Annotated in this window: 22 protein-coding genes; 13 read left to right on the top strand and 9 right to left on the bottom strand. The window is 57.6% G+C overall.

What is annotated here, in order from left to right; all coding sequences use genetic code 11:
• Nucleotides 1-157: 157 nt before the first annotated feature.
• Both HDF14_RS14930 and HDF14_RS14925 read left to right on the top strand, forming a co-directional pair.
• Nucleotides 158-442 carry a hypothetical protein gene (locus HDF14_RS14930; protein ID WP_183978133.1) on the top strand — a complete coding sequence of 95 codons (285 nt, stop codon included), beginning with the start codon at nucleotides 158-160 and terminating at the stop codon, nucleotides 440-442.
• 11 nt (nucleotides 443-453) lie between these two features.
• A complete protein-coding gene (locus tag HDF14_RS14925; protein ID WP_183978131.1) occupies nucleotides 454-681 on the top strand; it encodes a hypothetical protein in 228 nt (75 codons plus the stop codon).
• A 132-nt stretch (nucleotides 682-813) separates the two neighbouring features.
• Here the strand turns inward: HDF14_RS14925 and HDF14_RS14920 are convergent, their stop codons facing one another.
• From HDF14_RS14920 to HDF14_RS14905, 4 genes are all read right to left on the bottom strand, one after another.
• A complete protein-coding gene (locus HDF14_RS14920; protein WP_183978129.1) occupies nucleotides 814-3,249 on the bottom strand; it encodes an ADOP family duplicated permease in 2,436 nt (811 codons plus the stop codon).
• A 205-nt stretch (nucleotides 3,250-3,454) separates the two neighbouring features.
• Complete coding sequence (locus HDF14_RS14915) at nucleotides 3,455-4,003, bottom strand: carboxymuconolactone decarboxylase family protein (RefSeq protein WP_183978127.1); 549 nt, start codon at nucleotides 4,001-4,003, stop codon at nucleotides 3,455-3,457.
• 18 nt (nucleotides 4,004-4,021) lie between these two features.
• Nucleotides 4,022-4,591: a carboxymuconolactone decarboxylase family protein gene (locus HDF14_RS14910; RefSeq protein ID WP_183978125.1), complete on the bottom strand. Its 570-nt coding sequence runs from the start codon at nucleotides 4,589-4,591 to the stop codon at nucleotides 4,022-4,024.
• 14 nt (nucleotides 4,592-4,605) lie between these two features.
• Nucleotides 4,606-5,931: an APC family permease gene (locus HDF14_RS14905; protein ID WP_183978123.1), complete on the bottom strand. Its 1,326-nt coding sequence runs from the start codon at nucleotides 5,929-5,931 to the stop codon at nucleotides 4,606-4,608.
• Nucleotides 5,932-6,148: 217 nt separating this feature from the next.
• On the opposite strand from HDF14_RS14905, the gene HDF14_RS14900 reads away from it, so the two are divergent.
• Together HDF14_RS14900 and HDF14_RS14895 are read left to right on the top strand one after the other, a co-directional pair.
• Nucleotides 6,149-6,625: a carboxymuconolactone decarboxylase family protein gene (locus HDF14_RS14900; protein ID WP_183978121.1), complete on the top strand. Its 477-nt coding sequence runs from the start codon at nucleotides 6,149-6,151 to the stop codon at nucleotides 6,623-6,625.
• Nucleotides 6,626-6,748: 123 nt separating this feature from the next.
• Nucleotides 6,749-7,759 carry a VWA domain-containing protein gene (locus HDF14_RS14895; protein ID WP_183978119.1) on the top strand — a complete coding sequence of 337 codons (1,011 nt, stop codon included), beginning with the start codon at nucleotides 6,749-6,751 and terminating at the stop codon, nucleotides 7,757-7,759.
• A 69-nt stretch (nucleotides 7,760-7,828) separates the two neighbouring features.
• Here the strand turns inward: HDF14_RS14895 and HDF14_RS14890 are convergent, their stop codons facing one another.
• The 3 genes from HDF14_RS14890 to HDF14_RS14880 all read right to left on the bottom strand — a co-directional run bounded on the left by HDF14_RS14890 (nucleotide 7,829) and on the right by HDF14_RS14880 (nucleotide 10,134).
• Entirely contained in the window at nucleotides 7,829-8,143 is a 315-nt protein-coding gene (locus HDF14_RS14890; RefSeq protein WP_183978117.1) for a hypothetical protein, read from the bottom strand.
• The gene (locus tag HDF14_RS14885; RefSeq protein WP_183978115.1) at nucleotides 8,140-8,805 is read right to left on the bottom strand and encodes an RNA polymerase sigma factor; all 666 of its coding nucleotides are present in this window, start codon (nucleotides 8,803-8,805) and stop codon (nucleotides 8,140-8,142) included. The genes HDF14_RS14890 and HDF14_RS14885 overlap by 4 nt, the downstream gene beginning before the upstream one ends.
• 150 nt (nucleotides 8,806-8,955) lie before the next feature.
• A complete protein-coding gene (locus tag HDF14_RS14880) occupies nucleotides 8,956-10,134 on the bottom strand; it encodes a ThiF family adenylyltransferase (RefSeq protein WP_406707230.1) in 1,179 nt (392 codons plus the stop codon).
• 248 nt (nucleotides 10,135-10,382) lie between these two features.
• Between HDF14_RS14880 and HDF14_RS14875 the strand changes: the two genes are divergently transcribed.
• The 5 genes from HDF14_RS14875 to HDF14_RS14855 all read left to right on the top strand — a co-directional run bounded on the left by HDF14_RS14875 (nucleotide 10,383) and on the right by HDF14_RS14855 (nucleotide 20,639).
• Complete coding sequence (locus HDF14_RS14875; RefSeq protein ID WP_260698301.1) at nucleotides 10,383-13,616, top strand: outer membrane protein assembly factor; 3,234 nt, start codon at nucleotides 10,383-10,385, stop codon at nucleotides 13,614-13,616.
• Complete coding sequence (locus HDF14_RS14870; protein WP_183978111.1) at nucleotides 13,617-14,420, top strand: SurA N-terminal domain-containing protein; 804 nt, start codon at nucleotides 13,617-13,619, stop codon at nucleotides 14,418-14,420.
• Entirely contained in the window at nucleotides 14,417-18,814 is a 4,398-nt protein-coding gene (locus HDF14_RS14865) for a translocation/assembly module TamB domain-containing protein (protein WP_183978109.1), read from the top strand. Before HDF14_RS14870 ends, HDF14_RS14865 begins: the two co-directional genes overlap by 4 nt.
• A gap of 84 nt (nucleotides 18,815-18,898) precedes the next feature.
• Nucleotides 18,899-19,705 carry a BON domain-containing protein gene (locus tag HDF14_RS14860; RefSeq protein ID WP_260698300.1) on the top strand — a complete coding sequence of 269 codons (807 nt, stop codon included), beginning with the start codon at nucleotides 18,899-18,901 and terminating at the stop codon, nucleotides 19,703-19,705.
• A gap of 67 nt (nucleotides 19,706-19,772) precedes the next feature.
• Nucleotides 19,773-20,639: a UbiA-like polyprenyltransferase gene (locus tag HDF14_RS14855; RefSeq protein ID WP_183978100.1), complete on the top strand. Its 867-nt coding sequence runs from the start codon at nucleotides 19,773-19,775 to the stop codon at nucleotides 20,637-20,639.
• A 47-nt stretch (nucleotides 20,640-20,686) separates the two neighbouring features.
• On the opposite strand, the gene HDF14_RS14850 is transcribed toward HDF14_RS14855, so the two are convergent.
• The gene (locus tag HDF14_RS14850; protein WP_183978098.1) at nucleotides 20,687-21,022 is read right to left on the bottom strand and encodes a CsbD family protein; all 336 of its coding nucleotides are present in this window, start codon (nucleotides 21,020-21,022) and stop codon (nucleotides 20,687-20,689) included.
• Between the two features lie 54 nt (nucleotides 21,023-21,076).
• Nucleotides 21,077-21,226 carry a lmo0937 family membrane protein gene (locus HDF14_RS14845; RefSeq protein ID WP_183978096.1) on the bottom strand — a complete coding sequence of 50 codons (150 nt, stop codon included), beginning with the start codon at nucleotides 21,224-21,226 and terminating at the stop codon, nucleotides 21,077-21,079.
• Between the two features lie 150 nt (nucleotides 21,227-21,376).
• Here HDF14_RS14845 and pheA point away from each other — a divergent pair, with 150 nt between their 5' ends.
• The 4 genes from pheA (at nucleotide 21,377) to HDF14_RS14825 (ending at nucleotide 25,833) form a co-directional block, all read left to right on the top strand.
• Complete coding sequence (gene pheA / locus HDF14_RS14840) at nucleotides 21,377-22,216, top strand: prephenate dehydratase (RefSeq protein WP_313899592.1); 840 nt, start codon at nucleotides 21,377-21,379, stop codon at nucleotides 22,214-22,216.
• Between the two features lie 373 nt (nucleotides 22,217-22,589).
• A complete protein-coding gene (lon, locus tag HDF14_RS14835; RefSeq protein ID WP_183978094.1) occupies nucleotides 22,590-25,040 on the top strand; it encodes an endopeptidase La in 2,451 nt (816 codons plus the stop codon).
• A 16-nt stretch (nucleotides 25,041-25,056) separates the two neighbouring features.
• Complete coding sequence (locus tag HDF14_RS14830) at nucleotides 25,057-25,263, top strand: hypothetical protein (protein WP_183978092.1); 207 nt, start codon at nucleotides 25,057-25,059, stop codon at nucleotides 25,261-25,263.
• 27 nt (nucleotides 25,264-25,290) lie between these two features.
• A complete protein-coding gene (locus tag HDF14_RS14825; RefSeq protein WP_183978089.1) occupies nucleotides 25,291-25,833 on the top strand; it encodes a DUF488 family protein in 543 nt (180 codons plus the stop codon).
• Nucleotides 25,834-26,059 lie beyond the last annotated feature (226 nt).

Below are 26,059 nucleotides of genomic sequence, written 5' to 3'. Positions count from 1 at the left end.
ATCTGACTCGCGAGACTGCCGCTATCACTTGGTCCTGTTGCTGAGCTATAATCCGTCGCCATGCCGAAAGATATCCTCCCTCTCCTGTAGATCGGCATTCACCCTAGAAACGATTGTCACGTTAATATCACTACCGTGTGAGCTGCGAAAGGAGCCAATGATGAGCGTACAAGCAGATTTTGGGTTAACGGATTTTGTGGGACAGGCATCCGGATCAACGGTATCGTGGACGATCACCTGGCCTGGAGTGCTTGACGAAGGCCGCTTTGCCGCGGTCAGCTTTTTCAGCGATTTTGTTAGCACGCAACTCGTACGGGTTTCTGAGTCATTCGATACCGACAACAAGGAAGACCCGTTTATCACCGAAACCATTGGAGCCCACAGCGAACTCGGCGGGATCGTTGCGTTCCGGGTTGCGCTCGTCGTTATGCCGAATCATTAAAGGAGGTATGTATGAAACTACACGTCGTATACGACAAAAATGGCGATATCGTGGCGGCGGCGCGGCTGGATACTACTGCTCCGGTCCACGCTCGTCCGAACGCGGATGAAAAGGCAGGCCATCGCGCAGTTGAAGTATCTGTGCCGGCCGAGTACCACCAGTACGATCTGGCAGGCATATTCCAAAAGCTGAGAGTGGATGTGAAGAGCAAGTCTCCTGCTCTTAAACCGAAGGATTGACTCGGCTTGAATCACTCAGTGGCGATGATGCGGCGATTGCAGTTAACCGAATTATCGCTATGAATTCATCTCAGGTCTTTCGACTTACAATCGAGCCGAAAACATTACGAAGGATCGCGCCGGCGCGCGTGATTACTCGTAGCGTAGGGCTTCCATTGGCTCTATCTGGGTGGCGCGACGGGCTGGGATGCCGCTGGCGATGAGGACGACGGAGGCGAGGATGGCGATTGCGTAGAGCAGGGGAGCGAACGTCTGGTTGGTTGCTGTTGCCCAGTGAGCCAGGCCCTTTTGCAGCAGGATGGTGAGAAGGATTCCAACTGCCACGCCGGTGCCGACACTGGTGATGGCTGAGCGCACGACTAACTCAAGCACACTGCCGCGCGGCGCACCCAGCGCCATGCGGATGCCGAACTCGTTGGTGCGTTGCGAGACGGTGTAGGAGACGACGCTGTAGAGGCCGACTGCAGCGAGAAGAAGAGCGAGCACGGCGAATCCAGCGAAGAGCCATGAGAGAAGCTGGCCCTGGGCGTACTCGGGTTGAGTGCTGATCCAGTGTTCGAGGTCGCGTACGGTGGAGCCGATCTGTTGATCGTGGTCGACGGAGGCGACCTGCAGGCCGATGGTGTGGATCATTGCGGCGGGCGGGCCGTCGGTGCGTACCAGAAACTGGGTATAACCCCACATTGCCAGCGTGTAGGGAATGGAGACCTCGGGCACGACCGGATTACTCATCCCGTCATCGAGCTTGTCTTCGGTTACCCCGATGATCTGGAGCCAGCCACTTGCACCTGTTTGAGTGGTCACGAACGAAGGCGGGTCTTTGAGAGCCTTTACCTGGATGGAGTGACCGATGGCGTCGCCTTTCGGGAAGTATTTGTGGGCGAAGGTTTCGTTGATGACTGCGACTAAGTTTGCGTTATGGTTCTCTGCTTCGGTCCAGAGCCGTCCCTGGAGCAGGGAGATCTTCAGGAGTGGAAAGTATTCCTCGCTGACAAAGTTAAGCCGCACCTTTTGGTCCTCCGAGGAGGGTTGGCCAAGGAGTTCCATCGGCGTTTCGAGACCGTTGTTCGGAGGAGTAGCGTTGGCGGAAACGGCTACCATGTTGATGCCGGGGATCTCCGCGACTTTGTTGCGGAGGAGTTCCACGTAGGCAGAGCGTGCGGTAAGGGTGGAGTAGGAGTCCCGCAGTGGAATGCCGAGGGACATGGTGTTGTGCGGGTCGTATCCGAGATGGGTGTGGGCGAGTTTGAGAAAACTTTGAACGGCTGCGCCGGCGGCCGACAGGAGCAAGAGGGTAAGTGCGATCTGGCCTGCGATGAGGGCGCTATGGAGCGCGCGTCCGCTGACTGTGCCTGCGACTTTGCGAGTGCCGGTCTGCATGGCCTCGCGAACGTCGGGGCGCGAGAGACGGAGCGCAGGCCAGAGTCCGAAGAAGATGCCGGTAAGGAGAGCCACTGCGACGGAGAATGACAGGACAGGGAGGTTGATGGCGAAGGCTGCCTCGTGGGGAAAAGAATACTCGGGCAGGAGCGCGATAATGCCTGCGAGGAGCCTATAGGCGAGGAGCACTCCCAGCGCGGCGCCGGTGACTGACAGCAGAAGGGCTTCTGTGAGTAGCTGGCGGACGATGCGCGCGCGCGAGGCTCCGATGGCGGCACGTACGGCAAACTCATGCTCGCGTGCTACACCACGGGCGAGGAGAAGGATGGACACGTTGCCGCAACCGATGGCGAGGAGCAGGAGTACGGCGCCGAAGAGTAGAGCGAGGGAGGGGCCGATCGCTTTCATGAACTGATCGTTGAGGCCGATGATGGTCAGCGGTCCCGGCTTTGGTCCGAAGTTTCGAGGAGTGTCTTTTTCAAACTGAGTGAGGAGCGGTTGCATCTGCTGTTCGGCGAGGTGGTGGCTGACTCCGGGCTTCAGGCGTGCTTCTACCGTGTAGGCGTCGGCGCCTGCGGTTGTCTTGAGGGGGAGATAGACGTCTGCATCGTTCCACACGAACCGCTTTGCGGCAACGCCGACTACGTTATACGGCTGGTGATCCAACTGAATGGTCTTGCCGAGGATGGCGGGGTCGCCGTTGAACCGACGCTGCCAGAACTTGTAGCCGAGCACAACGATGGGCTGCGGATCGCGGTCGTCGCTTGCGTCGGACGGGAGAAGACCTCGGCCGATCAGTGCGGGTACGCCGAAGAAGTTAGAGGCGTTCGAGGTCATTTGGGTGCCCTGGACGTCTTCGGGTAGATCGCTTCCTGTGATGGTAAAGCGTTTGAAGGCTAGTAGGATCGAGTCCTCGATTGCGGGGAGCTGTCGAAGTTGTTGCCACTGAGGGGCGGTTAGCTGCACGTTCTGGTAGCCACCGGCTGTGGCTCCGCCGAGGGCAAAGTGCACCATGCGGTCGGGTGCGGCGTAGGGATAGGGGTTCATCACAACTCCCCAGACCACGCTGAAGACGGCGGAGGTTGCGGCGATTCCACAGACGAGAGAGAGAATCGCTGTGATTGCGAATCCGGGACTTTTGAGTAGCTGGCGGATTGCGTAGCGTATGTCTTGAATGAGAGAGCTCATGCAGACTCCAGGTCGCAGCCGATTGGATCTGGAGAGAGTTGGAGCATGTGAGTGACCGAAGCTGATGGGCGAAGGGATGCTTGTTTCTCAGTATTTTGCCGTACTTTCGGAGGGGTTCGGAGGGAACAGTGGGTGAAATGGTGTCCGCTTATGGACGTGGGAGTCCATAAGCAGACACTCACGGTCCCTGCGTGGTGGCTTGCATTCAGGCTTTAATGGAGGGGGCGAGGTAACCTTCGGTGGCCAGGTGTTGGCCCATTTTGGCGTACATTTCTGGGTCTTCGGGCTGCCAGGTGGCCAGGCCGTCGACGTAGCGGTTGAACATGCAGAAGGCTGCGGCGATCAGGACGGTGTCGTGGATTTCAAGGTCGGTTGCGCCTTGTTCGCGGGCTTTTGCGACGTCCTCTGAGGTGACGTGCTTTCCGCCTTGTTGGACTTTGCCTGCGATGGTGAGGAGGGCTTTTAGTTTGTCTGAGACTGGTGCTTGTTCGTAGTTCTGTCTTACCTGTTCGGTTAGACCCCAATCGTTGCCGAGGTGCGCGGCGGCAGCTGAGGCGTGACTGGTCTGGCAGAAGTAGCAGTCGTTCTGGCTGGAGACGTAGGTTGCAATGAGTTCCCGCTCACCGGGGGTGAGGGTGCTGGGCTCGTGGAGGAGGATGTGGGCAAGTTCGCGCATGGGCTTGGCGGTTTCGGGGCGATAGACGAAGCCGCTGCTGATTCCGGCGAAGCCTTCGGGTAGTTTGATGTGTGGCATGAGTCTCTCCTTCGTCTGTTAGCGTGCGGCTTCGGCTGGTAGATATTCCTTGCTGACGTTGACGTATCCTTCGCGCGCGATCCACTTGCCGCGCTCGCGATACATCGCTTCGTCGCGTGGCTGGATGGTGGCGAGGCCGTCGACGTAGCGGTTGAACATGCAAAAGGCGGCGGCGATGAGGACGGTGTCGTGGATCTCGATGTCGGTTGCGCCCTGGGCGCGGGCGGCTGCGACGTCTTCGGTGGTGACGTGCTTGCCGCCGCGCTGTACTTTGCCCGCGATGACGAGGAGAGCTTTTAGTTTTTCGGAGATGGCGGCGTTGTGGAAGTCGTGCTTCACCTGCTTGACGACGGCTTCGTCGCCGTTGAGGCTTGCGGCGGCGATGGCTCCGTGGATGGTTTGACAGTAGTAGCAGTCGTTTTCGGAGGAGACGTAGGTTGCAATGAGTTCGCGCTCGCCGGGGGTGAGGGAGTTGGGGGAGTGGAGGAGGACTTCTACGAGATCGTTGAGCGGCCGAGCGGTTTCGGGGCGGAAGGCCATTGCGCCGCGTATGCCGGGGAGACCTTCGGGAAGTTTGATGTGTGCCATAAGCGGTGTTCCTTTCAGGATGTGATTTGTTCGGGGAGCGGGTTGGTGGTGGGAGTTGACTTTGCGAAGAAGAAGCGGCGGACGGGGTCGCCGCAGAGGACGATGACCAGACCTACGAGTGCCGGGATGGGATCGTGCATGAGGATCATGAGATTGATGATGGTGCAGCCGAGGAGGAAGACCATAGGTGCGGCGGGGAACCACCATCGGCGCACAGGTTGCGGCATGCGGAAGAGGGTGGTGACGGAAAGCGCGAGAAAGCAGACTGCCGAAAAGATGATGAAGGAGAGGATGCGGTTGAAGGCTCCGAAGCAGAGGACCAGCAGGGCGAGACTGGTTTGCAGGAGGACGGCGTTGGCGGGAGTTCCGAAGCGTGGGTGGAGCTTGCCGAATGGGGCGAAGAAGGCGCCGTCTTTTGCCATGGCGTAGTAGACGCGTGGGGCGGCCATGGTGAGTGCCATGAGTCCTCCAAGGACAGAGAGCAGGACGCAGGCGGAGAGGACTTTGCCTCCGGTTGTGCCGAAGAGCGCTTCGCCGAACTGGGCGACGAAGGCTGTGTTGGAGACGATCTTTTCGAGCGGGACGACCATCAGGAACGAGGCGCTGACGAGGAGATAGACCGCTGTGACCAGTAGTACGCCGCAGGTGAAGGCGAGTGGCATGTTGCGGCGTGGGTTGCGGACTTCGCCAGCAATCTTGGCTGCCTCCCACCATCCGCCGAAGCTGAAGAAGGCGCTGACGGTGGCGCCGGCGATGGCGGCGAAGAAAGGTTCGGAGCCTGGGCGGCGCTCGGTCAAGGGCAGGAGGTTTGCGACGGTAGCGTGTTTGGAGATCGATGCCCAGAGGACGAGGCATATGAGAACTGCGATCTTCAACAAGTTGGCGGTTGTCATGACACGACGGCTAAGGCGGGTGCCGACGTAGTTGAGCACAGCAAGGCCGATGAGGATTAGCGCGGGGATGACAATTTGAGTGCTTGGAGAAAGGCCGAAGAGCGAAAGGACATAGGGGGCTGCGCCCACGGCGAGCGCGGCGGCGATGCCTGGATCCATGACGGCGGCGGACATCCAGCCGTAGAGAAATGCGAGGCGGGTGCCATAGCCCTGGCGGAGGTAGACATACTCTCCGCCGGTGAGCGGGTAGGTGATGGCTAGTTCGGAGTAGCAGATGGCTCCGCAGAGCGTCATGAAGCCCATGCCGCACCATACGGCCGCCAGGAGGAGAGGCGAGCCTAACGATCGTGCCATTGCTGCGGGAGTGAGGAAGATGCCGAGCGCGATTGATTCGCCCGTGACGACGGAGAGGGCGGCGGTTAAACCCATCTGGCGGCGTTGTTCCATTAGGGAGCCATCGTACGCGTCCGAGATGGGATCGCCCATCCATCAAAGGGTGGAGATGGGCTGTCGCATTTAGTTGTTAGATGATCGGAGCACGGTGGCGAAGAGGAGATGCCGCGAGTTTATCGCAAGATCGAAAAGTGGACTGGTTCGACATTTGATTGTGGACCTGTTCGATGATCCATAGCTGCTCTAGTCTGAGTGTGTGGAGGAAATAACGATGAAAGCAAGAATGGAACCTCAGAAGGCTTCTCCCTCGGCGTATCAGGCGATGATGGGGCTGGAGATGTTTGTTAGTAAGTCGTCGAAGCTGGAGCCGTCGCTGCTGGAACTGGTGAAGATGCGGGTTTCGCAGATCAACGGGTGTGCATATTGTTTGGATATGCACTCGAAAGATGCGCGTGCGAAGGGCGAGAGCGAACAGCGGCTCTATGCTTTGAATGCGTGGCGGGAGACGCCGTTCTTTACGGATCGGGAACAGGCGGCTCTGGCGTGGGCTGAGGCTCTGACTCTGGTGAGTGTGGACCATGTTCCGGATGCGGTGTATGAGCATGCGAAGCAGCACTTTTCGGAGGAGGAGCTGGTGAACCTGACGCTGGCTGTGATCGCGATCAATGGATGGAACCGGATTGCGATCTCGTTCCGCATGGTGCCGGGTGAGTACCAGCCGGTGGTGCGCAAGGCAGAGAATAAGTGAAGAAGCCTTGAGATGCGAGGTCGCAACGGGTGTGGTTGTCGTCCTCGCAGGCTGGAGTGATTTGTTGACTGAGTTTTAATTGTGCCTGGGAACTTCGATCGGTCAGTGGACGTATTTGGGGGCATGAGTTTACTTGTGCGCTCGGCTTTGCTTTGTGTGGCGATGGGATTTTGCTGCTCTGTCTATGGACAGGATTCGACGCCGGCGCAGGTCGATGCCGGGTCCACGATTCATGTTTCGACAAAGTTCGTGGTTCTCGATGCTGAGGTTGAAAACAAGAAGACGGGGAATCTGATTGGGGCGTTGAAGCCGGATGATTTTTTGTTGTCGGAAGATGGGGTTCCGCAGCAGATCACTTACTTCAGTCACGATCAACTGCCTCTGTCGGTGGTCTTTCTGTTTGATCTGACGGAGACGGTGCGTCCGGCGCTTGCATCACTGGCTGGGGGAGCGCGTGAGGTGCTAAACCATCTGAAACCGCAGGATGAGGTGGCGGTGATGGTCTTCTCTTCGCATGCGAAGCTGCTGCAAGGTTTTACTACGGACCGTTCGCTTGCTGCTGATGCTATTGGGAAAGCTTCGAGTATGAAGAGCAGCGAGGGGACGTTTATTCACGAGAGCATGTATGAAGCCGTAGACGAGGCGATGAAATCGACTGCTCCGGGGGGCAGGAAGGTGCTGGTGTGGCTCACGGACGGAACCGCGAACCAGGAAAATTCGCATACGCGGAAGATCATGGGGAAGGAAGCCCCGACATATTTGCATACAAAGGAAGAGGCGACGGCGAGCCTTCTACGGTCAGGGGTGGTGGTTTCGGCGCTGATCGACCGAACTGCGGAGACGGATGCTGTGATGGTTGCTTTTTTCTTTGTCGCGCATATGGGGGACATCCGCAAATATGCGGATCTGACTGGAGGACCTGTTTTGAACACGAGCAAGAAGGAGGTTGCCGATCGGCTGGCTGAGTTGATTGATCAGCTTCGCGGGCGATACACGCTTGGGTACAAACCTACGAACGTGAAGCCGGACGGGACGTTTTGCAAACTTGAGCTTCGGCTTAAACCGGATGTTTATGGAGGTCTTCCGGATAAACAGGACGTTGTTGTGCGTACGAGGACTGGCTACTTTCGATAGTTTCCGAGGGTATTAAAGAGATCTGCCCATCCATTTGAGACTGGATGGGCAGATACGGTTTAAAGCGGCCTAAACGGTTTGGGGAACTGGGGAGTCGTCTTCGCCACTGACGCTGACGCCCTGTTTCAGCTTGTTCTGAATGTTGCTCCAGACGGCATCGCTGGGGTCCTGGTCTTCGCTAGGTTCGAAGAGGCTGCGGGCCTGGTCGGCGATGGCTTCGAGGTCGCGGACGAGGGCGGCGCAGTCAGGATTGTTTTTGAGGAAAGTTTGGAGGCGTGGGTCGGTGCTGACGTGACCGTCGCCATTGGCGAAGAACTCTGGGAGATATTGCTCGAAGTCGGCAGGGGTCATCTTGTCGAAGTCGAGCGATTGGAATTCTGTCATACCGCTACCTCCTTGAGGCCGTTTGGCTGGGCAGCTGGTTCAGGCTGGCGGAGGAGTTCACGGAGCTTGAGGCGGGCCTTGTGTAGCTGCGATTTGCTGTTTCCGGTGGAGCACTCGAGCATGGTGGCGATCTCGTTGTGCTCGAAGCCCTCGACATCGTGCAGGACAAACACCATGCGGTAACCGGGGGGCAAGGAAGCGACGGCGCGCTCGAGGGCTACGCGGTCGACTGAACCGGTAAGAGCTAGATCGCGGCTGCCGAAGTCGCGCTTGGGTGCGTCTTCTTCGGATGGGTTGATGGTCTCCTCAAGCGAGACCAGGTTGAGGCCTTTTTTGCGGAGATGCATGAGGACCAGGTTTACTGTAAGCCGATGAAGCCAGGTGGAGAAGGCGGACTCTCCGCGGAAGCTGCCGATTTTGCGGAAGAGGTGGAGGAAGGCCTCCTGTGTCATATCTTCGGCCTCGGAGACGTTGCCGAGCATGCGGAGGCAGAGGGTGTAGACGCGGCGTTTGTGGAGGGCGTAGAGGCGGGAGAATGCTTCTGCATCGCCATTCTTTGCCGCTTCGATGGCTTCGGCTTCACCCGCGATGGGTGGATTGCGCTTGAAGACGCCAGGAGTGGGTGGTGTTTGTTGGGTCATTTGTAGGCCTTGGACGTCCATAGCTAGACTCCGGACTTAGTAGTCATTCACGGTTGAGTTTTCGCCTGCATCGAGCCTACCGCAAACGGAGATTGAGTTTCTGTGCACGTAGTTTTGATGGAGGACAGAAGGGAAGGGTTGTTTCAGGGCAAGCACTAAGAGCCGCAGGGGTTAGGAGCCGATGAAACGGGCGTAGAGGGAGCGTGCGAGGGTGATGTCGGTGGTGCCCTGGATGAGGGCGCGTCCGTCGGGGAAGAGGGTGAAGGTGTGGGGACCGCGTTTGAAGCGGAGAAGGAGTTCGTTGAAGCGGAGATCGTGGATGTCGGCGTGAGGTGCGAGGCGGTTGCGCATAGCGGTGAAGTCGACGGGGCGGTGGTGCTCGTGGATCTGGACGGAGTTGCGGCCGCAGAGAGTGATGTGAGGGCGGCCGACACCGGCGAGGTGAGTGAAGATGCGCTGACCGCAGACGGTGCAGGCGGGATTGGGTTTGGCGGTGGTGATTTCGCTTTGCTCATTCGACCAAAGATTGTGGGAGATCAGCGTGCGGCGCATGAGGTTGGGCTGGTTGGTGAGGAGCTTGAGGGCTTCGGTGGTTTGGATGGAGGCTGCGAGGTTGACGGCGGTGGAGAGGATGCCGGCGGTGTCGCAGGTTTCTACCGGGCCGGTGGGCGGCTTGGGGAAGATGCAGGCGAGGCATGCAGTGGGGGGGTAGGGTGCGGGTTCGTGGGCTTGCTCCTCCGGTAGTGGAAGGATGTTCATGGTGGCGGCGTAGGCGCCGATGGCTGCGGCGTAGATCCAGGGTTTGGATTGCTGGACGCAGTAGTCGTTGAGGAGATAGCGGGTCTCGAAGTTGTCGGTGGCGTCGAGGATGAGATGGGCGGGGGCGAGGAGCTCGTGGATGTTGGCTGGGACGAGGTCCGCGATGTGAGCGTGGACCGAGACGGCTGAATTGAAGAGGGCGATCTTGCGGCGGGCGGCTTCGGCCTTGGGGAGGGATTCGCGAGCGTCTGCCTCGTCGAAGAGGATCTGGCGCTGGAGGTTGGAGGGTTCGACGAAGTCGCGGTCGATGAGGGTGAGGGTGCCGACGCCGGCACGGGCAAGGAGGGAGGCGGTGGCGGCTCCGGTGGCTCCGACGCCGATGATGGCGACGTGGGCGGAGGCGAGCAGATGCTGGCCGGTGGCTCCAATGCCCGGGAAGAGAATCTGGCGGGAGTAGCGGTCTGAGTCGGGGATGGCGGGGCCGGTAGGGTTGGGCGGAGGCGTTTCGGAGGATTGCGCGTCGGCGGGGGTGCCGATGTGGATGCTCGGGGGCCGTTCTTCAAAGGTGGTTGCGGGATGCTTTGACATGATGAAGATCGCACCGTCTAAAAAGACGGCTGTTTCGTAGTATAGGGAAGGACGGATGTGCAGGGGAACCCGGCTGCTGCCCGAAGGCTTTCGGCATCCTAGGGAGAAGGAGAGTTGCCGCGATTGCGCAGGCTCGGATGCGGACTCGCTGTGCATCATGAAAGACTTGCTGGGCTCCTCAAATTAGATAAGGAATGATGGGTGGTTTTTTGGGTCAGCTGCTTCGAGGTCGTGCGCGAATACCACGGTGGATGAGGTGCGGTTGTGGCGCGGCGGCGGCAGTGTGGCTCGGATTGTGGGTGATGGTGGGTGTGGCCGCGGGACAGGAGGTTCCGCAGACTCCGACTCCTTCTGGCTCGCAGAGTGCCACTCCAGGTTTGGCCGGCACAGGAGCGACGCCTGCGCAGGGGCAGCAGACGAAGCCCGTTGAGGAGAAGAAAACAGATACGTCTCAAGATGCGGGGCTGACGACTTCGGTGTGGCAGTGGAAGGGGCTCATCGTCGAGAAGATCCTGTTCGAGGGCGTGACGTTCGATGCGACCGATACGCTGCCGAAGGAGCTGCCACAGAAGGTTGGTCAGCCGCTGGATCCGGATGAGGTACGGGCCAGTCTGCGGCGATTGTTTGTAAGTGGGCGGTATCGGGATATCGCGGTTCGCGGGGTGCGGCAGGGGGATCATGTGACGCTGATCTTCGCTGGCGTGGCGCGGTACTACGTGGGGAGAGTGACGATCACTGGGGTGAAGAGCGACCGGCTGGCTCCGCTATTGGAGTTTGCGACAAAACTTTCGCCCGGGACGGCGTTCACCGACTCACAGATACCGGCTGGAACGGAAGGGATCAAGGAGATTCTGCAGCAGCAGGGGTATTACGAGCCGACGGTCTCAGTGAAGTCGGAGACCGATGAAGTAGGCCACCAGATAAATGTAACCTATACGGTTTCAATTGGGCTTCAGGCCAGAGTGGGACAAGTCAAGCTGGTGGGCGACGATACCGGGTTGACGCCGGAGGAGTTCCAGAAGCAGTCGAAGCTGAAGGAGAACAGCAAGGTGCGGCGCGATTCGACCAGCAACGCGCTAGACCGCCTGCGGAAGCTATACCAGAAGAAAGATCGACTGGAGGCGACGGTTTCGCTGCAGAAGCAGACGTATGACAATGTGCGGGACAAGGTTGATTATGAGTTCCATGCGAACCAGGGTCCGCAGGTGAAGGTGTCGGTGGAGGGGGCGAAGATTTCGACGGGTCGCCTGCACCTGTTGGTTCCGATCTTTGAGGAAGGCACGATTGACAATGATCTGCTGAACGAGGGCGTCTTCAACATTCGCGACTACGAACAACAGCAAGGCTTCTTCGATGCGAAGGTAGCGGTGAGGGTGGTGGGGAATGCCACCACAACCGAGCAGGTGGTATTCACTGTGGAACGTGGGGTGAAGCACAAGGTCGTGGCCGTGAATCTGAAGGGCAACAAATACTTCACGGATGATCTGCTGCATGAGCGGATGCGGGTGCAGAAGTCGAATGCGTATCAGCGGAGTGGGCGGTATAGTCCGGCGCTGGTGTCCGGTGACGTAAGCGCGATTCAGGCGTTGTACCGAGCGAATGGTTTTGATGACGCGAAAATCACAACGGATGTAAAAGATGTAACCGTCGGTAAAGACGGAAAGCCGTTGAAGGCGGGTGAGATTGGTGTGACCTTCACGATCGTTGAAGGGCCACAACAGAAGTTCGGTACGGTGGACCTGGTGGGAGTGGATGCAAGCCGGCTGCAGGATGTGCGGGGATTGATGAATGCTCAGCAGGGCCAGCCTTTTTCGCTGGTGACGCTGTCGGGCGATCGCGATACGGTGCTGCAGTATTACCTGGCGCATGGGTTCGACCAGGTCAAGGTTGAGATCAAGCAGACGAAGGAAGCAGCGGGCACGGACAAAACGGACGTGGCGTTAGATGTGACCGAGGGGCAGCAGGTGTTTGTGAACCGAGTGCTGCTGTCGGGAGTGGAGAAGACCAAGCCAAGTGTTGTGGCTCAACAGATTCTGGTGCATGCGGGGGACCCGCTGGACCAGACGGCTCTTCTTCAGACGCAAAGAAATTTATATAACATTGCGTTGTTCAATGAAGTGGTGGCGGCGGTACAGAATCCCGCGGGAGACGCTCCGCAGAAGAACGTGGTGCTGCAGGTGACCGAGGCGAAGCGGTGGAACGTGACGTATGGTTTCGGCTTCGAAGCGCAGACGGGAACACCGCAGCCTGGGACAATCTCGGAGGCGTCGTGCATCCAGCTTGGACTGACCTATCCCTGTAACCAACTGTCTCCGGAGGGCAAGCCCGGCGTGAGCCCACGGGTTTCGCTGGATGTGTCGAGGATCAATCTGCGGGGAACTGAGGATTCGCTGACTCTGCACACGTCGTATGGGTTGCTGGAACAAGTGGCGATTTTGACACTGCAGAATCCGCATCTCTATGGCAGCAAGAACTTCAGTGCAGCGCTTTCGGGCGGATACTCGAATGTGCAGGACATTACGACGTTTGCGGCGTCGACTCTACAGGGTGATTTTCGAATCACGGAGAAGTGGCGGCGGACGCATACGTTTATTTACGACTTCCTGTATCGCCGCGTAAAGGTTGACCCGAACAGCCTGCAGGTGTCGGCAGATTTGATTCCGTTGCTGTCGCAGCCAGTTCGCGTAGGTGGGCCGGGAGTCACGTGGTTTCACGATACGCGGTCGCCGGGGCCGCTGGACGCAGTGAAGGGAGAGTACTCGACGATACAGGGGTTTGTGGCGTCGTCGAAGTTTGGGTCGCAGACGGACTTCTGGAAGCTGGATGGAACGAACTCGACGTACTACCAGTTTGGCAAGCTGAAGTACGTGCTTGCACGTTCGACAAGGATTGGGTATGAGCGGGCGTCGGGGATAAATCCGAACGCGGGAAGCGATGCGTGCGTGGGAGTACTGCTGACGACGAATCCGAGCTGCAATTCGATTCCGTTGCCGGAGCGGTTGTATGCCGGCGGCGCGAACTCCCATCGAGGGTTTCCGATCAATGGGGCGGGGCCAAGGGATTTGCAGACTGGCTTTCCGGTGGGTGGGTCGGCAGCATTTGTGAATTCGCTTGAGTTGCGTTTGCCGGCGCAGACGTTGCCACTGGTGGGCAATAGCGTGAACTTCGTGATCTTTCACGATATGGGCAACGTGTTTCAAGAAGCGAATGAGATGTTTCCGAGCTTTACGCGATTCCATCAGCCGAACAAGGAGACTTGCGCGAATGTGTCGGGAAGCATTGGGACATGCGACTTCAATTATTTTTCACATGCGGTGGGTTTGGGGGCGCGCTACAAGACGCCGGTTGGACCGGTGCGTGTGGACTTCAGCTATAACCTAAATCCACCGGTGTATCCGGTTATTTATGACTTCAACAATAACCCTCCGCATGAGGGCCAGGCTTCGCACTTCAACTTTTTCTTCAGCATTGGAGAGAGCTTCTAGATGCGTTGGATGACGCAAAATACGATGGAGCGGTTGTTGCTGGTGGCGCTTGTGATGACACCTGTGTGGATGAGTGTGCCGGTCCGGGCTTCATTGCGAGCGACCTCCGGGCAGACCGTGACATCGCAGACTGGGGCCACGAGTTCGACGCCAAATGCTGCGAGCGGTTCGGCCGGGCAGCAGGGAGTGGTGCTGGATCGCGTGGTTGCGGTGGTGAACGACGATGTGATTCTAGAGAGTGATGTCGATGAGGAGCGGCGGTTTGAGGAGATTCAGCCTTACCGCCGGGTTACGGGAGATAACACCAGGGAGAGAGTTCTTGAGCGACTGGTGGACCGGGCGTTGATTTTGCAGCAGGCAGCACTGGAGCCGGAAGATAAGATCTCTGATAAAGACCTCGACGAGCAGTTAACGACGTTGCGAAAGGATATTCCCGATTGCAAGCTGCAGTATCACTGCGAAACCGACGACGGGTGGAAGAAGTTCCTGAGCGCTCACGGTTTTACAGAGGAGGAGTTTCGGGAGCGGTGGCGGCTGCGGATGGAGCTGCTGAAGTTTATCGAAGTGCGCTTTCGGAATGGGATCAAGGTTTCGGATGCGGAGATCAAGGAATTTTATGAGAAGAGGATGCTGCCGGAGTATGCGAAACGGAATGTGACCCCGCCGGAGCTGGATACGATCCGAAAGAGGATCGAAGAGGTGGAGTTGCAGCAGCAGGTGGGCGCTCTGCTGGTGGATTGGTTGAAGTCGCTGCGGGCGCAGGGCAGCGTGAAGATTATGACTCCAGGTGAGGTGGCGCCATGAGCGATCTGGAGAAAAAATTTGAAGAAAAGAAGGAGGAGCTTGAGGCGGCTGTTGCCGGCGAGATTACGAAGGTGAAGCGATCGCTGGCGAAGCGGATGTTGCTCTGGATTGGTTGGACGGTGGCGGCGCTGCTGGTGGTGGTGCTGGTGTTGTTTGGGTTGTTTGCCTGGTACTCGAAGACGGACGATTTCAATCGGCGAGTTGGGAAAGAGGTCGTCAAAGTTCTCGAGGACGCCACGGGTGGAAGGGTCGAGCTGGGAAAGGTCAGCTTCGATCTGTGGCATCTTGCGGTCGAGGCCGATGGGCTGGTGATTCATGGGTTGGAGGGTCCGGGTGAGGCTCCTTATCTTGCGGCGGACAAGATTCTGCTTCGAGTGCAGATCTTCGACTTCTTCACGCATGTAGCGGGGAGTGGGATTTCGTCGCATGTGCAATTGAACTATCTCGGCGTGGAGCATCCGCAGTTTCATTTGATCGTGGATAAGGATGGAAAGACGAACCAGCCAGTGCCAAAGCATCCGAACACGAGTAAGAAGCCGGTCATGGACACTCTCCTGGATCTGAAGGCGGATGAGGTGACGCTGTCGAATGGATTGGTGCTACTGAATAACCGGGCCATTCCGTTCAATCTTGCAGCTCGGGATCTGAGTGCGGAGGTGCACTACATCGCTTCGACGGATCGCTACGGCGCGACGGTGGATTTGAAGGATCTGCGGACGAAGATGGGTAAGCAGGTGGAGGCGCAGTCAGCGTTGAGCGTAGCGGTGGAGTTGGGAAGAGATGCGATTGAGTTGCAGCGACTGGATTTCACGACCGGTAAGAGTTCGAAGCTGGATGCTACTGGGAGTTTCAAACACTTTGCCAACCCGGAGTGGCAGGCGAAGGTGAAGGGCACGATCGAAGTGAAGCAGATTTCTGTGCTCGCGGATGTGGATGGTTTGAATGCGGGCACGATCGATCTGGATTTGAACGGGCATAACTGTGCGACCTCGCCTTCGGTTGCGCAGAAACATCCTCCTTTTTGGGAGCGAAGCCATCCGAAGGAGACGCGAGTTCCGCCGCGGCCATTGCCGCCTGACCCGGATTGCGTGGCGGGGTATCTGCTGGCGGGAACGGCAAAGGTCCATAAGGCTGCCTACAAGGATCAAAATGTGCGATTGCACGATATCGATGGCGGCGGGACACTGCACGTTACGCCAACCGAGTTGCTGCTGACGGCACTTACGGGATATCTGCCCGGCGGTGGAAGTGCGGCGGGTGAATTGCGGATTGCGAACTGGTTGGGCGAGGTGCCGCCGCAGGATGTTGCGGTCAGCTCCTCGACGACGAAGGCCGCCGTGACGACAGCGAATACGACAGCCAAGACGATAGGGGCAAAGGAGCCGATCACTGAGCCGGTGAAAGTACCTCCGGTGCAGGCTGCGCATGCTTACTTGAATGCAACGGTGAACAAGATTCCGCTGAGAACGATCATGGATGTGACGGCGCCTGTGAACTATGGCGATCTGGGATTCGACACGGCTGTGAGCGGACCGGTGAAGGTGGAATGGGGTGGGCCGGCGAAGAACATCGACGAGACGGTGGAGGTGGATGGGAATTTGACGTTTGCGCCGACGGGGGTGAAACGGCGGGGAGCGTTGAATGATGTGCCCGTGACGGGGCTGGCGCTTGCGCATTACTCAGGGAAGAATGAGACGGTACGGATTCAACGGATCACGCTGCAGATGCCAGAGACGAACTTTGAGGCGTCGGGAATATTGGGGGTGAATGAGGGTGACCCGCTGACTGATCTGCGAGTAGATATGACGGTGCGGGATCTGTCGGAGTACAACCAGTTGCTGACTACGCTGGACCTGGAGGGAAATGGAAAGCGGGGTACGGCGGCGATTCCGGTACTGCTGCATGGCGCGATGCAGTTCAATGGAACGGCGCAAGGGAAGATTGCGAATCTGGATGTGAAGGGGCATCTACAGGCGACGAACGCGGAGTTCGCCTTGGGAACGACGGATGTGCTGATTGATTCGGTGGTGACGGATGCAGAGTACTCGCCGAACAGTGGAGTGATCGTGGCGAGTTCGACGATCAAGCGTGGGACTGCAGTGTTGAATCTGGAGGGTAAGATCGCGCCACGTAAGGTTGTGTCGCCGCGCGGGGTTGCGACCTATCTGTGGGATGACGGGATGTCTTTGGATGCGAAGGCGCAGCTGGCGAATGCGCAGGTTGTCGACGTTTTGCAGATCGCGGGGCAGCAGGAGAAGGTACCGCTGACGGGATTGGTTGCGTTGAATGGCCATGCAGTGGGAACGCTGAGGAGTTTGAGTGGGGAGGGCCACCTCTCGTTGATGAATGGTGTCTCTTATGGAGAGCCCTATGAGTCGGCTGTGGCGGATGTGTCGGTGCAGGGGAGAGATCTGGAAGCCAAGAATGTGGTCTTGCGGCTGCATGGTATGCAGATTGCAGGTGATGGCGGATACGACATGGGCACGGATCGTCTGCATGGGCATGTGGAGGGGCACGATATTTTGCTGTCGAAGTTCGAGACGGTGAAGAAGACCGAGAGCGAGGTGGACGGTACGGTGAACCTGGTTGCAGATGCGAATGGAACCCTGACGCAGCCCGGGTTGAAGGCGAATGTAACGCTGCGTGGCGTGACTTATCGGGGACAGGGGATTGGCGAGGCCGCGGTGGAGGCGCATAGCCAGGGAGACATCGTGTACTTCACGGCGAATTCGACCCTGGTGGGGGCGAAACTGGAAGCTTTGGGGCAGACGCGACTGGATGGTGATTACCACATGCAGGCGAAGATGACGCTGTCGGGACTGGATATCGGAAGGCCGTTGGCGATGTTTGGACCGGGGACGATGAAGGCGCAATCCTTGATCAATGGAACAGCTACAGTGAGTGGGCCGTTGAAGACACCGAAGGCGCTAAGTGGGGAAGCAGAGTTCAGCCAGGTGGATGTAAAGCTGCAGGGAATAGAGCTGAAGGCGGCTGAGCCGCTGCGCGTGGGGCTGCGCGATGGTTTGGCGACCCTCGATCAGGTTCATATTACCGGGCAGGATACGGATATGCGGGCGAAGGGGACGGGGCAGCTGTTTGGGTCGACGGATCCGAAGGGGGGCAAGTTGGATGTGAGCGCGACCGGAAATGTGAGCATGACGCTGCTTCACACCTTCGATTCGGACATTATTTCGACTGGCAAGGTGGAGTTCACCGTGAGTGCCGGCGGGTACGTGATGAATCCGCAACTGGGGGGGAAGGTGCAGTTCGACAACGTGAATGTTGCGGTCGATGGTGTACCGAATGGGTTGAGTAATATGAACGGCACACTGGTGTTCAACGACGACCGGCTGCAGGTACAGAGCCTGACCGCGACGACCGGCGGGGGCACGCTGAAACTCGGTGGATTCATTCGCTACAAGAAGGGTTTGTACGCTGATCTTTCGGCGACGGGCGATGTCGTTCGGGTGCGGTTGTATGGGTTGAGCGCGACGGCGAACGCGAATCTGAAGCTGCAGGGCGCGCCGGATAGCGCGTTGTTGAGTGGAACGATTTTGATTACACGGTTTGGCGTGGGAGCGGACGTGGATTTTGCGGCGTTCGGTTCCGCGGGTGGTGTGGCTCCGCCGCCTGATCCGAACACGCCGGCAAACAAGATTCGGCTCGACGTGCATGTGACGAGTGCGCCGCAGCTGGACTTTCAGAATTCATACGCCAAACTGGCCGGGATCGTGGATCTGCAGATTCGCGGAACAGCAGCGGTGCCTTCTGTGCTGGGGCGTATTGAGATCAATGAAGGGAGTGCGACGTTTGCGGGCACGAAGTATCAGCTACAGCGCGGAGAGATCTATTTTACGAACCCGGTACGGATCGATCCGATTATTGATCTGGACGCGACGGCTCAGGTGGAAAACTACGATATTACGATCGGGCTGCATGGGACGGCGACGAACCTGAAGCCAACGTATCGGTCGGAGCCACCGCTGAGCGAGTCGGATGTATTTGCGTTGTTGGCGTTGGGCAGGACGCAGGAGGAGGCTCAGCTTTATCAGGAGCGGCAGGCTCAGCAGGGGACCGATCCGACGACGAGTGCGCTGCTGGGTGGTGCGTTGAACGCTACGGTGAGCAATCGCGTAGAGAAACTGTTCGGTGTGGGTAGCGTGAAGATCGATCCGGCGTTTGTGGGAACGCTGGGCGGGTCGTCAGCGAGGATTACTGTGCAGCAGCAGCTGTCGCGGCAGATTACCGCTACGTTTGCGACCAATGTAAATACTTCGGCGCAGCAGTTGATTCAGGTGCAGTATGACCTGAATCACGACAACTCGATTGTCGTGGGGCGTGATGAATCAGGCGTATTCAGTATTGTTTACAAGCTGCGGAAAAGGTATCGTTAGCGCGCTGAGCGGATGCTGCATCGTATGTGTGTACCGATAAGGCTTCACGTCGTTATCGCGGCGCTAAGAGTTCCGGAGGAGGGTATGAAGAGCGTGAAGAATTTTGCATGCGTCTGTGCGCTGGGATTTGCCGGTCTGGCTATGCTGGGCGGGTCATCGATTGGCGTGGCGCAAAGCGCGGCCAGTAGTGTTAGCACAGGGCCGAACGATGCGCAGATTCAGGCGGATGTAACGAAGTCGCTGGATAGCAAGCGGTTCAAAGATGTGAAGAGTTCAGTGCAGAACGGCGTCGTGACGTTGACGGGAACGGTGGAGCTTTACAGCGCAAAGATGGATGCGGACGATCGCGCACACCATCGCAAGAATGTGAAGGGTGTCGAAAACCTGATTGAGGTTGCGGGGCCAGAGGTTGACGATGTAACTCTGCGGAATAAGTTGGCGGAGAAGCTCGCGTATGACCGGGTGGGATATAACACGACGGCGTTCAATGCGCTTACGATCGGGGTCGACAAGGGCGTTGTGACACTGGGCGGTATTGCGTATGGGCCTACGGATAAGGATTCTGCGCTTAGCCTGGTCGAGAACTATCCGGGGGTGAAGGACGTGATCGACAACGTGGAGGTGGCACCTGTGTCGCCGATGGATGATCGGATTCGATTGGCAGAGGCACGGGCGATTTATGGTTTTCCGCAGTTGAACAAATATGCTATCGATCCGGCGAAGCCGATTCGGATTACGGTGGTGAATGGGAATGTGACTCTGTCGGGAGTGGTGGATAGCCAATCGGATAAGGATGTGGCGAATATACGGGCGAATGGCGTCCCTGGTGTGTTCAAGGTGGTGAACAATCTGGAAGTGGTTGGTGGTGAGGCGGAGAAATCGGACAAATAGATCGGTTTACCGGCGTTTGCGCCTCGTCGATTAGGTGGGTGTGGCATGACTCTTTTACGATGGAGAGATGGCATCGTTGTGGAAGAGTACGGTTGTAACGCTTGAGATGATCAAGTGGGAGCATTCGGTGTTTGCGCTGCCGTTTGCGCTGACAGGAGCAATACTGGCAGCGGGTGGCTGGCCGACACTGCGAGTCCTGGGCTGGATTATTGTTTGCATGGTGGCTGCCAGGTCTGCGGCGATGGCGTTCAATCGGCTGGCGGATGCGCAGCTGGATTCGGCCAATCCGCGTACAGCGATGAGGGCTTTGCCTGCGGGCACATTGAGCAATGGGTTCGTTGCGGGATTTGTGGTGGTGTCGATTGCGCTCTTCGTACTGGGTGCTGCGATGCTGAACCGGTTGACCTTGGAACTTGCTCCTGTTGCGCTGCTGGTGGTGCTGGTCTACAGCTACATGAAGCGTGTTACTCGGTGGTCACACCTTGTGTTGGGATTGGCGCTGGGAATCGCGCCTTCGGCAGCTTGGATCGCGGTGAGGGGATCGCTGGACATAAGAATCATCGTGTTGACGGCTGCAGTGTTGCTGTGGGTCGGGGGATTTGATGTGCTCTACGCATGTCAGGATTTCGAGCATGATCGTAGCGTTGGATTGAACAGTGTGCCTCAGGCGTTTGGCATTACGGCCGCGTTCTGGATTGCGCGCTTGATGCACGTGGGGATGCTGCTGATGCTCTGCTGGCTGATGGAATTGTTCGGGTTGGGACGGATCGCGATGTTTGGCGTGGCGCTCGTTACGGGGCTGCTGTTGTATGAGCACTCGATTATTTCGCCGAAGGACCTGCGCCGAATGAATGCGGCTTTCTTTACGCTGAACGGCGTGATTTCGGTAGTGTTCTTTGTGTTTGTCGCGGCAGATGTCCTAATGCGCAAATAGAAGGCCCGCATGTCGCGGGCCTTTTGGGGAGAGCATTTCGACTTTGCTTAGCTGCGATGTTCGCGTTTGAAGTTGTCTAATTTTTCATTGACGCTATCTTTGACGTGCTGGGCCGTCGCCGCTATTTTTTCGCGTGTGTTGTGAGCGGTATCCTCAGCGCGTTCTTTGTAGTCTTCGGTTCCAACGTCGGTGTGAGCGCGGGCGTCATCGCTTGCTACCGCAGCAGCATCTTTGGCATTGCCCCATGTTTCCTTGGCGGCACCTTTCACCTGATCTGCTACGCCGGAGTTGGCGAGTTTTTGATTACCTACTGCTTCGCCTACGCTCTGCTTGATTTTGCCTGCTACCTGGTCGAACTTACCTTCTACTTTTTCTGTGTTCATGGTTTACTCCTTACGCTTGTGGTGAGAGGGAGGGCTGTTCACCTACGGCCGTGGTTAGAGGGCTCGTCTTCCTGACATCAAGTTGAAGATGAGAACGATGATGGCAAGGACCAGAAGGATGTGAATCCAACCGCCGAGGGTATAGCTGCTCACAAGCCCGACGACCCAGAGAATGAAAAGAATGATGGTGATAGTCCAAAGCATGTCGTTCTCCTAGACGATTGCCGGATTTACTTCCCGGTTCGCCGTGATGGCATTCAAGAATTCAGATCCTTCTTGTGGTAAGTTGCCGGGTTCGTCGAGGGGGTTGCCAAAGGGAATAAAATATGGATCGAGCACATACGGATACGCGAGGTGGTTGGATTGAAGGTGGCGATTCAGGGGGAGTTGGGCTCGAATAGCCACATGGCGACCGTCGAGATGCTGGGCAACCTTGGGCATTTAGAGATCATCGCGTGCACCCTATCGGTTCAGGTGCTGGCGAAGGTGGCCGCGGGGGAGGTCGATGCGGCGGTGCTGCCGATCGAAAACAGTTTGCATGGGTCGGTTGCCGAACACTACGATCTGCTACTGGATTCGCCGGTGCAGATTGTAAGAGAGAGCTTACTGCGGATTCGGCACAATGTGATTGCAATGCCCGGCGTGAAGTCGGAGGACGTGAGAAGGGTGATGTCACATCCGGTCGCGTTGTCGCAGTGCCGGCGATTTTTGGCTTCGCATCCTGAGTTGGAGGTAATTCCCTTTTATGACACTGCGGGAAGTGTGAAGCACGTTATGGAGGCGGGTCTGCGTGATGTGGCGGGAATCGCTCCGATGCTGGCGGCAACGGAGTACGGCGCCGAAGTGGTCGTAGCTGGCGTCGAGGATCACGCCGAGAACTACACCAGGTTTTATCTGGTGCGGGCTGACGGCGCGACTTTGGACGAAGCCGGCATAATGGCCGAGAACAAGATGAGTTTGGCGTTCGCCATTGAAAATCGTCCGGGAACGCTGGTGACTGCTTTGCAGCGACTGGCGGAGGCCGGGGTGGACCTGACGAAGATTGAGTCCAGGCCGGTGCCGGGGAGCCCGTGGGAGTACGTTTTCTACGTCGACGTGCGGTTTGATTCGACGGCGAAGGCCGAAGCCGCTTTGGGTGCGCTGCGCGAGCACTCCCGAATGGTGAAGGTACTGGGGCGGTACCGGGCGGCCTAGAAGGGGCAGGAGCCAGCTGGTTCAGACTTGGTGAATCTTGGGCTTTGGCCGATAGTGGCGCGACGGCAGGTGGAAGCGTAGCATCCCCATTACCGTGAGTTGATGGTGAACGATGTACGGCGACGGTCTCCTATTTCAGCTCCCGTTGCTCGCCGGTTAGGCCGATATTGGCAGGACTAGGACAGGCCCTTTTGTTTTATTTGGGGATGAGACCGGAGAAGTCTCTCTAAATCCAGTTAACCACAGATGGGAATAGGGTTATGGCCGATGACGGAATGTGACGAGACACGATCTCCGGAGTGAGGGCGATACTTTGCGACCAGATGAAGACCTGCTGCATCGAATAGTGGATAATCTGATAGAGGTACACTCAATGCCAAGCGACTTTGTAAGTGTGATTCAACCTACGGCGACGAAAAGCGGTGAAGGGGCAGGCGCGGAAGCGGTCGGAAAACGTCCTGTTCCGGTGTTGCCAGTACGGGATACCGTTTTATTTCCCCATGCGGTTCTGCCTCTGACGGTAGGACGCGATAGCTCGATCCAGCTGATTCAGTCGCTGGGCGAGGAGAAGACCATTTTGGTGGTGGCGCAGCGGGACGCGCGGCAGGATTCTCCAGTGGCTGCGGATCTGTTCGCTACCGGTACACGGGCGACGGTTCATAAGGTTGTCAAGATGCCGAACCAGAGCCTGTTTGTGTTTACTGAAGGCAATGAGCGGGTCCATCTTGGCGAATTTGTGCAACTTACGCCGTTTATGACCGCAGAGTATGAGTCGATTGTCGATGTAGAGCCGCAGCAGACGCCCGAGGCGGAAGCTCTGCAACGGAATGTGGTGAGCCAGTTTCAGCAGATTGTGACATCGTCTCCCACTTTGAGCGACGATCTGCAGACGATCGCAATCAACATCGATGAGCCTGGACGGCTCGCGGACTTTATTGCTTCGTCGCTGCCGTTTTTGACGACGACTGACAAGCAGGAGCTGCTTGAGACGCCGGATGTGTCGGCTCGTCTGGAGCGCATTAATAAGCATCTCGCGAAGGAACTGGAGGTGCAGCAGCTGCGCAATAAGATTCAGACCGAGGTTCAGGATTCGGTGCAGTCTTCGCAGCGGGACTATTATCTGCGCGAGCAGTTGAAAGCGATTCAGAAGGAATTGGGCGATGTGGATGACACGCAGAAGGACATCGCTGAGTTGAAGGAGAAGATCGAGACGGCGGGAATGCCGGAGGACGTGAAGAAGGACGCTCTGAAAGAGCTTGGGCGTCTGAGCCGGATGAATCCTGCTGCTGCGGATTACTCGCTCACGCGTAATTATGTGGAGTGGCTGGCGGTGCTGCCGTGGTCGAAGACCTCTTCGGGCGAGGTGGACATTCTGAAGGCGAAGGCGATTCTCGATGAGGATCACTACGGCCTGAAGAAAGTGAAGGATCGTATTCTCGACTACCTTTCTGTGCGGCGCTTGAAGCCGGATATGAAGGGGCCGATTCTGTGCTTCGTTGGGCCTCCGGGCGTGGGTAAGACGTCGCTGGGGCGGTCGATTGCGAAGGCGCTGGATCGGAAGTTTTCGCGTATTTCGCTGGGCGGCATGCATGATGAGGCGGAGATTCGCGGGCACAGGAGAACGTACATCGGCGCGCTGCCAGGGCAGATCATTCAGCATCTGAAGCGGGTCGAGGTGAAGGATCCCGTGTTCATGCTGGATGAGATCGACAAGCTGGGACGCGACTTCAGGGGAGATCCTGCGAGTGCGTTGCTTGAGACGCTGGATCCGGAGCAGAACAATACGTTCCGGGATAACTATCTCGATCAGCCATTCGACCTGAGCAAGGTGTTGTTCATCTGCACGGCGAACCAGCTGGATACGATTCCGGGGCCGCTGCTGGACCGTATGGAGATTATTGAGCTGACCGGTTATACGGAAGAGGAGAAGGTGAATATCGCCATCAAATACCTTATTCCGCGGCAGATTAAAGAGAACGGCATTACGGAAGAGCAGATCGAATTTCCGAAGGACAGCGTTCATCTGATCGCGCGGCACTACACGCGTGAGGCTGGTGTTCGTAAGCTCGAACAGCAGATCGGAACGGTGTGCCGCAAGGTTGCGCGCAAGATCGCGGAGGGTCAGACGGAGAAGGTTGTGATTACCCCGGAGGTTGTTCACGAGTTTCTTGGTGGTATTAAAGTACGCGTGGATACGGAGATTGCAGAACGCACCAAACGGGCTGGCGTTGCGGTTGGACTGGCGTGGACACCGGCGGGCGGCGATGTTTTGTTTATCGAAGCGAACCGGATGAAGGGCAAAGGCGGCTTCACGATCACTGGTCAGATTGGTGATGTGATGAAGGAGAGCATGCAGGCCGCGTTGACCTGGGTGCGCTCGAATGCCGCGTCGTTAGGGCTCGATGAAGACTTTACGAAGGACACCGACCTGCACATTCACGTGCCTGCCGGTGCGATTCCGAAGGATGGTCCTTCGGCTGGCGTGACGATGGCGACTGCGCTGGTGAGTTTGTTGACGGACACTCCGGTGCATCCGCTGACGGCGATGACGGGCGAAATTACGCTGAGCGGCAATGTGCTGCCGGTTGGCGGAATCAAGGAGAAGTTTCTCGCTGCAAAGCGCGCCGGTGTGCGGGATGTGATTCTGCCGACGGACTGCAAACAGCAGGTGGATGAGGACTTAACGCCGGATCAGATTGAGGGCGTGACGCTTCATTACGCAACTCGTATTGAGGACGTGCTGGCGGTAGCGTTGCCGAAGACGCAGGTCGAGAAGGTCCGGGATGAAGTGGTTCGCGAAGAGGTTATTCACGCTTCCGTGTAATTCGGATTGAGAAAAAATGGGCGGTTCGGCGGTTGCCGGACCGCTCTTTTTTTGTTTTGGTGCAAGTTTTTTTGTTTTGTGGTGGAGTGGCGTTTTTGCAGGGGTTTTGCGCCGAATGCGTGTTTTGGTGTGGTGTTTTTGTGGTGGTGTTGTGGTGATTTGCGTGGCTGATGTGGTGTTTTTGCAGTGGATGTTTTTGGCGTCTAAAAATGTGACACGTTGATGAACTTTATTTTTCGGTGGTGAAGGGATGATGACGATTGGACACTCGACGCTGGAGCTGGAGGCGTTTCTGCGGGCACTGCGGGAGAACGGGTGTCACACGTTGGTGGATGTGAGGAGGTATCCGGGGTCGAAGAGGTATCCGCAGTTTGGGCAGGAGAGGTTGTTTGCTTCGCTGGAGGAGGTTGGGATTCGCGGGGTTTGGCGGGTGGGGCTGGGTGGGAAGAGAGCAGCGCGGAAGGACAGCGTGAATACGGGGTGGCGGAATGAGAGCTTTCGGGGATATGCGGACTATATGCAGACGCCGGAGTTTGTTGCGGAGATCGATTGGTTGATGGGGCTGCCGGAGTTAGATCAGACGGTGGTGATGTGTGCGGAGGCTGTGCCCTGGAGGTGCCATCGGTCGTTGATTGGCGATGCCGTGCTGGCTCGCGGGGGCCCGGTGGAGGACATCTTCGTGACGATGGAGGGTGGGAGTTCGCGGAGGCCGCACGGGATAACGGAGTTCGCGCGGGTGGAGGGCGAAAGGGTTTGGTATCCGGGCGTTCAGGAGGGAAGACTGTTCGATTGAGTTTTGGACCTTGTGCCGGTGGGTGCGAAAAGGGGCTCAGTTTCCACGGTCCGAGATGCCAACCTATCGTCCGAAGGATGAGAAGGGCGTTTCAAAGGACTAATCCTGGAGGGGCGCTTAAGCAGTTTTCGATGAGTGCATTGGCCTTCCATGAGAAGGCCGGTCCGTGTCAAGGGCATGTAGTTGGGCAAGTCATACTATTTTCGCCTTTCGCGAATCTGGTCCT

Origin of the sequence: Tunturiibacter gelidiferens, from assembly GCF_014201335.1 — a bacterium.
GTDB lineage: Bacteria > Acidobacteriota > Terriglobia > Terriglobales > Acidobacteriaceae > Edaphobacter > Edaphobacter lichenicola_E.
Note: the sequence above shows the minus strand (reverse complement) of the source record. Positions and strands in the feature narration are given on the sequence as shown.

Bases quoted from the DNA above. Each gene is read 5' to 3' on its own strand.
- HDF14_RS14920 (WP_183978129.1), bottom strand. From the start codon at position 3,249: ATGAGCTCTCTCATTCAAGACATACGCTACGCAATCCGCCAGCTACTC.
- HDF14_RS14885 (WP_183978115.1), bottom strand. From the start codon at position 8,805: ATGGACGTCCAAGGCCTACAAATGACCCAACAAACACCACCCACTCCT.
- HDF14_RS14855 (WP_183978100.1), top strand. From the start codon at position 19,773: ATGGCATCGTTGTGGAAGAGTACGGTTGTAACGCTTGAGATGATCAAG.
- HDF14_RS14925 (WP_183978131.1), top strand. From the start codon at position 454: ATGAAACTACACGTCGTATACGACAAAAATGGCGATATCGTGGCGGCG.
- HDF14_RS14915 (WP_183978127.1), bottom strand. From the start codon at position 4,003: ATGCCACACATCAAACTACCCGAAGGCTTCGCCGGAATCAGCAGCGGC.
- lon (WP_183978094.1), top strand. From the start codon at position 22,590: ATGCCAAGCGACTTTGTAAGTGTGATTCAACCTACGGCGACGAAAAGC.
- HDF14_RS14850 (WP_183978098.1), bottom strand. From the start codon at position 21,022: ATGAACACAGAAAAAGTAGAAGGTAAGTTCGACCAGGTAGCAGGCAAA.
- HDF14_RS14830 (WP_183978092.1), top strand. From the start codon at position 25,057: ATGGGCGGTTCGGCGGTTGCCGGACCGCTCTTTTTTTGTTTTGGTGCA.
- HDF14_RS14910 (WP_183978125.1), bottom strand. From the start codon at position 4,591: ATGGCACACATCAAACTTCCCGAAGGTCTCCCCGGCATACGCGGCGCA.
- HDF14_RS14890 (WP_183978117.1), bottom strand. From the start codon at position 8,143: ATGACAGAATTCCAATCGCTCGACTTCGACAAGATGACCCCTGCCGAC.
- HDF14_RS14870 (WP_183978111.1), top strand. From the start codon at position 13,617: ATGCGTTGGATGACGCAAAATACGATGGAGCGGTTGTTGCTGGTGGCG.
- HDF14_RS14905 (WP_183978123.1), bottom strand. From the start codon at position 5,931: ATGGAACAACGCCGCCAGATGGGTTTAACCGCCGCCCTCTCCGTCGTC.
- HDF14_RS14875 (WP_260698301.1), top strand. From the start codon at position 10,383: ATGAGGTGCGGTTGTGGCGCGGCGGCGGCAGTGTGGCTCGGATTGTGG.
- HDF14_RS14865 (WP_183978109.1), top strand. From the start codon at position 14,417: ATGAGCGATCTGGAGAAAAAATTTGAAGAAAAGAAGGAGGAGCTTGAG.
- HDF14_RS14845 (WP_183978096.1), bottom strand. From the start codon at position 21,226: ATGCTTTGGACTATCACCATCATTCTTTTCATTCTCTGGGTCGTCGGG.
- HDF14_RS14930 (WP_183978133.1), top strand. From the start codon at position 158: ATGATGAGCGTACAAGCAGATTTTGGGTTAACGGATTTTGTGGGACAG.
- HDF14_RS14900 (WP_183978121.1), top strand. From the start codon at position 6,149: ATGAAAGCAAGAATGGAACCTCAGAAGGCTTCTCCCTCGGCGTATCAG.
- HDF14_RS14860 (WP_260698300.1), top strand. From the start codon at position 18,899: ATGAAGAGCGTGAAGAATTTTGCATGCGTCTGTGCGCTGGGATTTGCC.
- HDF14_RS14895 (WP_183978119.1), top strand. From the start codon at position 6,749: ATGAGTTTACTTGTGCGCTCGGCTTTGCTTTGTGTGGCGATGGGATTT.
- HDF14_RS14825 (WP_183978089.1), top strand. From the start codon at position 25,291: ATGATGACGATTGGACACTCGACGCTGGAGCTGGAGGCGTTTCTGCGG.